The sequence below is a fragment of the Pseudomonas sp. AM4(2022) genome (assembly GCF_036346515.1).
In the GTDB taxonomy this organism is placed as follows: Bacteria; Pseudomonadota; Gammaproteobacteria; order Pseudomonadales; family Pseudomonadaceae; genus Aquipseudomonas; species Aquipseudomonas paracarnis.
On the sequence record NZ_JAOTNW010000016.1, the window covers coordinates 112,573 to 120,698 of the forward strand.

At 59.4% G+C, this 8,126-nt stretch carries 8 protein-coding genes; 5 read left to right on the plus strand and 3 right to left on the minus strand.

Translation table 11 applies throughout. From position 1 onward, the window contains the following. Window positions 1-206: 206 nt before the first annotated feature. On the minus strand, window positions 207-1,058 hold the full coding sequence (locus tag ODQ19_RS20815; RefSeq protein WP_330211121.1) for a glycine betaine ABC transporter substrate-binding protein: 852 nt from the start codon (window positions 1,056-1,058) through the stop codon (window positions 207-209). A 332-nt stretch (window positions 1,059-1,390) separates the two neighbouring features. On the opposite strand from ODQ19_RS20815, the gene ODQ19_RS20820 reads away from it, so the two are divergent. Then, window positions 1,391-2,944 (plus strand): glycoside hydrolase family 17 protein, encoded by a 1,554-nt coding sequence (locus ODQ19_RS20820; protein ID WP_330211122.1) that lies wholly within the window; start codon window positions 1,391-1,393, stop codon window positions 2,942-2,944. Window positions 2,945-3,050: 106 nt separating this feature from the next. Here the strand turns inward: ODQ19_RS20820 and ODQ19_RS20825 are convergent, their stop codons facing one another. After that, a complete protein-coding gene (locus tag ODQ19_RS20825; protein ID WP_330211123.1) occupies window positions 3,051-3,419 on the minus strand; it encodes a hypothetical protein in 369 nt (122 codons plus the stop codon). Window positions 3,420-3,652: 233 nt separating this feature from the next. Between ODQ19_RS20825 and ODQ19_RS20830 the strand changes: the two genes are divergently transcribed. Together ODQ19_RS20830 and ODQ19_RS20835 are read left to right on the plus strand one after the other, a co-directional pair. Next, on the plus strand, window positions 3,653-4,951 hold the full coding sequence (locus ODQ19_RS20830; RefSeq protein WP_003189995.1) for a serine protein kinase PrkA: 1,299 nt from the start codon (window positions 3,653-3,655) through the stop codon (window positions 4,949-4,951). Further along, the gene (locus tag ODQ19_RS20835; RefSeq protein WP_330211124.1) at window positions 4,944-5,732 is read left to right on the plus strand and encodes an MlaA family lipoprotein; all 789 of its coding nucleotides are present in this window, start codon (window positions 4,944-4,946) and stop codon (window positions 5,730-5,732) included. Before ODQ19_RS20830 ends, ODQ19_RS20835 begins: the two co-directional genes overlap by 8 nt. Window positions 5,733-5,788: 56 nt before the next feature. Here ODQ19_RS20835 and ODQ19_RS20840 read toward each other — a convergent pair whose 3' ends face one another. Then, entirely contained in the window at window positions 5,789-6,703 is a 915-nt protein-coding gene (locus ODQ19_RS20840; RefSeq protein WP_186608067.1) for a DUF808 domain-containing protein, read from the minus strand. 134 nt (window positions 6,704-6,837) lie between these two features. Here ODQ19_RS20840 and ODQ19_RS20845 point away from each other — a divergent pair, with 134 nt between their 5' ends. Both ODQ19_RS20845 and ODQ19_RS20850 read left to right on the plus strand, forming a co-directional pair. Further along, window positions 6,838-7,443: a TetR/AcrR family transcriptional regulator gene (locus ODQ19_RS20845; protein WP_116666068.1), complete on the plus strand. Its 606-nt coding sequence runs from the start codon at window positions 6,838-6,840 to the stop codon at window positions 7,441-7,443. Between the two features lie 203 nt (window positions 7,444-7,646). Then, window positions 7,647-8,105 carry an REP-associated tyrosine transposase gene (locus tag ODQ19_RS20850; protein WP_116666059.1) on the plus strand — a complete coding sequence of 153 codons (459 nt, stop codon included), beginning with the start codon at window positions 7,647-7,649 and terminating at the stop codon, window positions 8,103-8,105. The last annotated feature ends 21 nt before the right edge of the window (window positions 8,106-8,126 follow it).

Here is an 8,126-nt window from a genome sequence, read left to right on the forward strand (position 1 = left end):
TTATTATTTTGGAACGTATCCACTGTATGCGGCTGCGCAATGGGTTCCAGACGACCTTAGTAGTAGATCGAGCTTAGCGAGGATTTGTAAAAAATGTAGGAGCGAGCTTGCTCGCGAAAAACGTCAACGATAACGCGTTCATTCTGGATGATCGCGGTGCCTATGCGTTCTTCGCGAGCAAGCTCGCTCCTACAATTGGGGCGGGGTTATTTAGCGGTCCATTCGGCGACGCGCTCGGGGTGCTTGGCTACCCAGTCCTTGGCCGCGGCGTCCGGCTTGGCGCCTTCTTGAATCGCCAGCATGACTTCACCGATTTCATCCTTGGAGGCCCACTGGAATTTCTTCAGGAAGGCTGCGACTTCCGGCGCTTTCTTCTCCAGGCCCTTGCTGCCGATGCTGTTGACGGTTTCAGCAGCACCATAAATCCCTTTTGGGTCGTCCAGGAAACGCAGTTTCCACTTGGCGAACATCCAGTGCGGCACCCAACCGGTGACCGCAATCGACTCCTGCTTGTCTTCGGCGCGGGTCAGCTCGGCAATCATCGCCGCACCCGAGCTGGCTTGCAGTTTGTAGTCCAGGCCATATTGCTTGATAGCTTCGTCGGTCTTGAGCATTACGCCTGAACCGGCGTCGATGCCGACGATCTTGCTCTTGAAGGTGGTATCGGTCTTGAGGTCTTCAATGGACTTGGCCTTGACGTACTCCGGCACGATCAGGCCGATCTTGGCATCTTTGAAGTTGGGGCCGTAGTCGACCACCTTGTCCTTGTTCTTGGTCCAGTATTCACCGTGGGTCACCGGTAGCCAGGCAGAAAGCATGGCATCGAGTTTGCCGGTGGCGACGCCCTGCCACATGATCCCGGTGGCAACCGCTTGCAGTTTTACGTCGTAGCCCAGCTTTTGCTTGATCACCTCTGCCGCCACATGAGTGGTGGCCACGCTGTCGGACCAGCCGTCCACGTAGCCGATGCTCAGGGTCTTGCTGTCGGCACTGGCCAGTGTGGAGCCCATCGCAACTACCAGAGTGGCAGCTGCGCCCAAGAGTCGTCGCATCTTCATAGTACTTCCCCGAAAGTGCTGCGCCCGACGGATGCCGAGCGACGTCAAACTGTTGTTATAGGGTGCACCGCGCCCCCTTCACGCGCATCGATCCGGTTGCTGAGGCATCAGTGGAGTACTGACAGTTTTATCTTCAACCTGCGTAGGCATTTGCCCTGCTCTGTCAGCGACCTTGGTTGAGCAGGAAACGACATCACATCGCCAGCAGGACGCTTTGTAGGCGTTATCGCCAGAATCCCGCCCGAAGTTTGCATGTCAAAATTATGCAGCCGCACTGGGCTGCGGCAAATCCGGGTAAGATGCGCGCCTTTGCTCCCCCAGATAAGCCGACCATGCCCGCGACTGCCCGCTTCCCTGCCCTGCCCTATTTCTTCGCCTTGATCCTCGGCGTGCTTGCCCTTGTCGGCTACTGGTACGGCCTCGGCCGGCCCGTGGTGTTGCCAGACGTCGCCAGCGCCAGCCATAAGCTGCAATGTGCGTCCTACACGCCGTTCGACAAAGACCAATCCCCATTCGACCAACCGTTCACGCTGCGCCCCGAGCGCATGGACGCCGACCTGGCGCTGCTTGCCACGCGCTTTGAATGCATTCGCACCTACTCCATGACCGGCTTGGAGGCCCTGCCAGACATGGCGCGCAAGCATGGGTTGAAAGTGATGGCCGGCGCCTGGGTCAGCAGTGACCCCGTGGCGACCGAAAAAGAGATCAACGAGTTGATCGCGGCGGCCAACGCCAGCCCGGACGTGGTGACCTCGGTGATCGTCGGCAACGAAGCCCTGCTGCGCAAGGAAGTCACTGCCAAGCAATTGGTGGCGCTGATCCATCAGGTTAAAAGCCAGATCAAGCAGCCCGTCACCTATGCCGATGTCTGGGAGTTCTGGCTGCAACACCCGGAAATCGAGCCGGCGGTGGACTTCCTGACCATTCACCTGCTGCCGTACTGGGAGGATGAGCCGTCCGGCATCGACCAGGCGCTCAAGCATGTGGGCGATGTGCGCCAGACCTTCGGCCATAAATTCGCGCCCAAGGACATCGTGATCGGCGAAACCGGCTGGCCCAGCGAAGGCCGCCAGCGCGAAACCGCCGTGCCCAGCCGGGTCAATGAAGCCAGGTTCATGCGCGGTTTCGTGGCCATGGCCGAAGCCAATGGCTGGCGCTACAACCTGATAGAAGCCTTTGACCAGCCATGGAAACGTGCGAGCGAAGGGGCTGTGGGCGGTTACTGGGGGCTGTTCGATGCAGACCGTCAGGACAAAGGTATCCTCGCCGGCCCGGTGACCAATGTGCCGTACTGGCCGATGTGGCTGGGCGTCGGCGGGCTCATCCTGCTAGGCACCCTGGTGCTCGGCGGCCGCGTTCGCAGCACTCGCTCTGCGTTAATACTGCCGTTGCTAGGGGCCGTCGCAGCGTGCTCAATCGGCAGTTGGGCCGAACTGACCCGCGTTACCGCGCGCTTCAGCGATGAATGGGTATGGGCAGGCTTGCTGGTGGTGCTGAACCTGCTGGTGCTGGCCCATGCCGCCCTGGCCCTCAGCGCCCGCGAAGGCTGGCGTGAGCGCGGGCTCAACTGGCTGGAGCAGCGCGCCGGTTGGCTGGTGGCTATCGCCGGGTTTGCCGGTGCGGTGATGATGCTGGCGCTGGTGTTTGACCCGCGCTATCGCAGCTTCCCGAGCGCAGCGCTGGTGTTGCCGGCCCTGGTGTACCTGATACGCCCGGTGACCGGACCGCGTCGGGAGATTGCGTTGCTGGCCTTTATCATCGGTGCCGGCGTTGCGCCGCAGTTGTACCGCGAAGGGCTATTGAATCAGCAGGCCTGGGGTTGGGCAGTGGTCAGCGTGCTGATGGTTGCGGCTTTGTGGCGTTGCTTGCGAGTGCGCAAGGCTTGACACCGCTATCGCAGGCAAGCCAGCTCCCACCGTTGATTGGGTTCACACATTTCTATCTGTGAGCACGGTCAAATGTGGGAGCTGGCTTGCCTGCGATGAGGGCACATCAGGCGCCGCGCGGCTTCCTGACCAACCGCAACCCCGCAATCACCACCGCAAACACCGCAAACGTCGTGTTGTACAACGCCAGTGCCGGCAACCCGAACACCAACCCCACTACCGCCAACGCCCATCCCGCACGCCCCGGTACAAAAAAGCCCAGCACCGAGGTGATCAACGCCGCCCACCCCAGCAGCTTGAAATGAATCATCAACCCCAAATTCGAACGCACCTGGCATTCCCAGCGGCCGGCCTCATCAGCGCAGATGCCAACCCATTGCCCATCCTCCATAAAGCCATAGCGTGCGGCATAACTGGCGGCCAGCCATAACGGCAGGGCAATAAGCAGCAGGATCAACGGCAAACGACGGGACATGGGGCACTCCGATAGGCAAAAACGGCGCCCAGCTTAATCCCACGGCGGCCGTTAGCAAGGTGTTCGCACAGATATCTGTTCAACAAAGCATGGCAAAGTGTATCGTCTCGCTACTATTACCCCGATTCCGACGTTTTTTCCGACTTTTCGTGCCGAGTGCTGGCACTTCGGTGACAAGGCGGTGGTCATAGCCTGCGAACTTCATTCAGCCCGTTCCTCTTAGGGATTTAGTCATGCTCCGTTCCTTGCGCTGTGCTGCCTTGCTGGGCAGCCTATTTTTGAGTGCGTCAGCACTGGCCGTCGATATCGACCAAGCCAGCTATGGCTACCCTTTGACCAACCCGTTCGAAGCGACCATCGCCACCACGCCTCCCGATCTGCGGCCAACCCTGCCGACAGATGACGAGATCAACCAGTCCGACTACACCCTGACGATGCGCCCCGAGCGCGAGTTCAGCCTGCCGGACAATTTCTGGGCGGTGAAAAAACTCACCTACCGCATCGCCAAGCAGGACCGTGCTGCACCGCTGATCTTCCTGATCGCCGGCACCGGTGCACGCTTTGACAGCAGCATCAACGAATACCTGAAAAAGCTGTATTACCAGGCCGGCTACCATGTGGTGCAGCTCTCCTCGCCAACCAGCTTCGACTTCATCAGCGCCGCTTCGCGCTTCGCCACCCCTGGCATCACCCAGGAAGACGCCGAAGACATGTACCGCGTGATGCAAGCCGTACGCGCGCAGAACGCCTCGTTGCCAGTGACCGATTTCTACCTCACCGGCTACAGCCTGGGCGCCCTGGATGCGGCGTTTGTCAGCAAGCTGGATGAGACCCGCCGCAGCTTCAACTTCAAGAAAGTGCTGCTGCTCAACCCGCCGGTCAACCTCTATACCTCGATCACCAACCTCGACAAGCTGGTGCAGACCGAGGTCAAGGGCATCAACAACAGCACCACCTTCTATGAGTTGGTGCTGAGCAAACTGACGCGTTACTTCCAGCAAAAAGGCTACATCGACCTCAACGATGCCTTGCTCTATGACTTCCAGCAGTCCAAGCAGCACCTGAGCAATGAACAGATGGCCATGCTGATCGGTACCTCGTTCCGCTTCTCGGCCGCTGACATTGCGTTCACTTCGGACTTGATCAACCGCCGTGGCCTGATCATTCCGCCCAAGTACCCGATCACCGAAGGCACCAGCCTCACGCCGTTCCTCAAGCGTGCCCTGCAGTGTGACTTCGACTGCTACCTCACCGAACAAGTGATCCCGATGTGGCGCGCTCGTTCCGATGGCGGCAGCCTGCTGCAACTGATCGACCAGGTCAGCCTGTACGCACTCAAGGACTACCTGCGCGACAGCCCGAAAATCGCCGTGATGCATAACGCCGACGATGTGATCCTCGGCCCTGGCGACCTGGGTTTCCTGCGTAAAACCTTCGGCGATCGCTTGACCGTCTACCCGCTGGGCGGCCACTGCGGCAACCTCAATTACCGCGTCAACGCCGACGCCATGCTGGAGTTCTTCCGTGGCTAAATATCTTCTGCTGCTCGCCGCACTGATGTGCGCAGGCGTGGCCAATGCCGACAACAGCAAGGCCCAAGAACCCGTCAAGGTCGATGTCGACGGCTTCAAGGAGCCGCTGACCAAGCTCAAGTTCAACCCAGGCTTGGACCAGCGTGAGTTCGAACGCTCCACGCTCACCGCGCTTAACGTCTACGACCCACTGGAGTCGTGGAACCGCCGCGTGTACCACTTCAACTATCGCTTCGACCAGTGGGTATTCCTGCCGGTAGTAAACGGTTACCGCTACGTCACGCCGAGCTTCCTGCGCACCGGCGTGAGCAACTTCTTCAACAATTTGGGCGATGTGCCCAACCTGATGAACAGCTTGTTGCAGCTCAAGGGCCATCGCTCGCTGGAAACCACCGGGCGCCTGCTGGTCAATACCACCATTGGCATCGCGGGCCTGTGGGACCCGGCGACCGCCATGGGCCTGCCGCGCCAGAGCGAAGACTTCGGCCAGACCCTGGGCTTCTACGGTGTACCGGGTGGCGCCTATGTGATGCTGCCGATCTTCGGCCCATCGAACCTGCGTGACACCGGCGGCCTGCTGGTGGACTACAGCGCCGAATCGCAGATCAACTTCCTCAACGTATCCGAAGTCAGCTCCAACCATCCGGAAGTCTGGGCCCTGCGTGCCGTCGATAAGCGCTACCAGACCAGCTTCCGCTACGGCCAGATGAACTCGCCGTTCGAGTATGAGAAGGTGCGGTATATCTACACCGAATCGCGCAAATTGCAGATCGCCGAATAAACAGCAGCGACAAAAAAAGGCCATTCGATTGAATGGCCTTTTTTATGCCTGCCGTCTCACCCTCGCAGTGCTTTCCAACCCTTGCCCACCACGCTGACCACTGCCAGGACGACGGCGCCTGCGATGATTCCCGCCACCGCATTGAGCAACGTCGGCATCAACCACGCGAACGCCCCAGTGCTCTGGCTCACGGTTTCGATCCAGTGATGCACAACCGGCACGCCATGGGTGAGGATGCCGCCACCGACCATGAACATCGCGGCGGTGCCGATCACTGACAGGCTCTTCATCATGTAGGGGGCCGCACTCAGGATCGCGCCGCCAATACTGCGCGCCACCTGACCCGGCTTCTGCGTCAGCCACAGCCCCAGGTCGTCGAGCTTGACGATACCGGCCACCAATCCATATACGCCGATGGTCATGACAATGGCGATACCCGACAGCACAATCACCTGTTGCGTGAGCTGCGCGTCGGCGACGATGCCGAGGGTGATGGCAATGATTTCGGCGGACAGAATGAAGTCGGTACGGATGGCACCCTTGATCTTGTCTTTCTCGAACGCCACCAGATCGGTTGCCGGGTCGGCCACCGCTTCAGCCAACTGCGCGTGTTCGGCTTGATCTTCAGCCTTGCTGTGCAGGAATTTGTGCGCGAGTTTTTCGAAGCCCTCGAAACACAGGTAGGCGCCGCCGAGCATCAACAGTGGTATCACCGCCCACGGAGCGAAGGCGCTGATCAACAGGGCCGTCGGCACCAGGATCAATTTATTGATAAACGAGCCCTTGGCCACCGCCCACACCACGGGAATTTCCCGCTCGGCGCGCACGCCGGAGACCTGCTGGGCGTTCAGTGCAAGGTCATCGCCCAGCACGCCCGATGTCTTCTTGGCGGCCATTTTTGTCATCAACGCGACGTCATCGAGTACCGCCGCGATATCGTCGATCAACACCAACAAGCTGCTTCCTGCCATGAACCGGACTTCCGTTAGAGAGAGATGGCGCGAGCATAGCGCGGCGCAAGGCCTTGCGGGCAGATTGTTGAGGCTTGCGGATGGCCGGTGCTACCATGCGCAACCGCCTGTCATGGCAAGGAAACGTCTGGTTTATGAGCAGCATTCGCGAGCGCAACAAAGAAAAAATCCTGCGGGCGGCGAGCGAGGAGTTTGCCGACAAGGGCTTCGCCGCGACCAAAACCAGCGACATCGCCGCCAAGGCCGGGCTGCCCAAGCCCAACGTCTATTACTACTTCAAGTCCAAGGACAACCTCTACCGCGAGGTGCTCGAAAGCATTATCGAGCCGATCCTGGCCGCCTCCACGCCGTTCAACCCAGAAGGCGAGCCCAAGGAAGTATTGAGCAACTACATCCGCTCCAAAATCCGCATCTCCCGCGACCTGCCGTTCGCCTCCAAGGTCTTCGCCAGCGAAATCATGCACGGCGCCCCACACCTGAGCGCCGACCAGGTTGAACAGCTCAATGCCCAGGCCAAGCACAATATCGACTGTATCCAACACTGGGTGGACCGCGGCCTGATCGCCGCGATTGACCCCAACCACCTGATGTTCAGCATCTGGGCAGCCACCCAGACCTATGCCGATTTCGACTGGCAGATCTCGGCGGTAACCGGCAAGGCCAAGCTGGATGAGGCCGATTATGAGGCGGCGGCGCAGACGATCATTCGGTTGGTGCTCAAGGGGTGTGAGCCGGATTGATAGACCGCGCAGAGGCTATCGCAGGCAAGCCAGCTCCCACACGGATTTGCGCGGGACACCAAATGTAAAATGGTCACAATCCCCTGTGGGAGCGGGCTTGCCCGCGATAGCGCCAATCCAGACACATCCTGCTAAAAGCCTGCCTATCAGCCTTCGCCCCTCAGTCTAGCCTCTCAGAACACCATCTGAAGAGAGGCCAAGGAATGCCTGATCTACCTGCTTCAAAACGCCTGCGCATCGGTCGCTATAACGAATCCAACCGCATTTACCTGCTCACCACCAACACCCTTGAACGTGAGCCCATCTTCAGCGACTTCAGACTTGGCCGTCTGGTCGTACACCAATTCAGGATCGCTCAATATAAAGGGCTCGCAACCTCATTGGCCTGGGTAGTAATGCCTGATCATTTCCATTGGCTTGTTTCTCTGGAGAAAGGTTCGCTTGCCGACTTGATGCGACAAGTGAAGTCCAAGAGCACCCGAGTGGTAAATGCGGTGGCTGGCCGCCAAGGTCGCCTCTGGCAGCCGGGCTTTCATGATCATGCCGTGCGTCGAGAGGAAAGCCTTGAGGGGATTGCACGTTACATCGTAGCCAATCCACTCAGGGCCGGGCTGGTAAAGAAGTTTGGTGACTATCCGCTGTGGGATGCCATTTGGGTTTGACTGTAGACCGAGTCGACTGCA

Excerpts from the sequence above, each read along its gene's own strand:
- ODQ19_RS20850 (WP_116666059.1), top strand. The coding sequence starts at position 7,647 with ATGCCTGATCTACCTGCTTCAAAACGCCTGCGCATCGGTCGCTATAAC.
- ODQ19_RS20840 (WP_186608067.1), bottom strand. The coding sequence starts at position 6,703 with ATGGCAGGAAGCAGCTTGTTGGTGTTGATCGACGATATCGCGGCGGTA.
- ODQ19_RS20815 (WP_330211121.1), bottom strand. The coding sequence starts at position 1,058 with ATGAAGATGCGACGACTCTTGGGCGCAGCTGCCACTCTGGTAGTTGCG.
- ODQ19_RS20830 (WP_003189995.1), top strand. The coding sequence starts at position 3,653 with ATGCTCCGTTCCTTGCGCTGTGCTGCCTTGCTGGGCAGCCTATTTTTG.
- ODQ19_RS20825 (WP_330211123.1), bottom strand. The coding sequence starts at position 3,419 with ATGTCCCGTCGTTTGCCGTTGATCCTGCTGCTTATTGCCCTGCCGTTA.
- ODQ19_RS20820 (WP_330211122.1), top strand. The coding sequence starts at position 1,391 with ATGCCCGCGACTGCCCGCTTCCCTGCCCTGCCCTATTTCTTCGCCTTG.
- ODQ19_RS20845 (WP_116666068.1), top strand. The coding sequence starts at position 6,838 with ATGAGCAGCATTCGCGAGCGCAACAAAGAAAAAATCCTGCGGGCGGCG.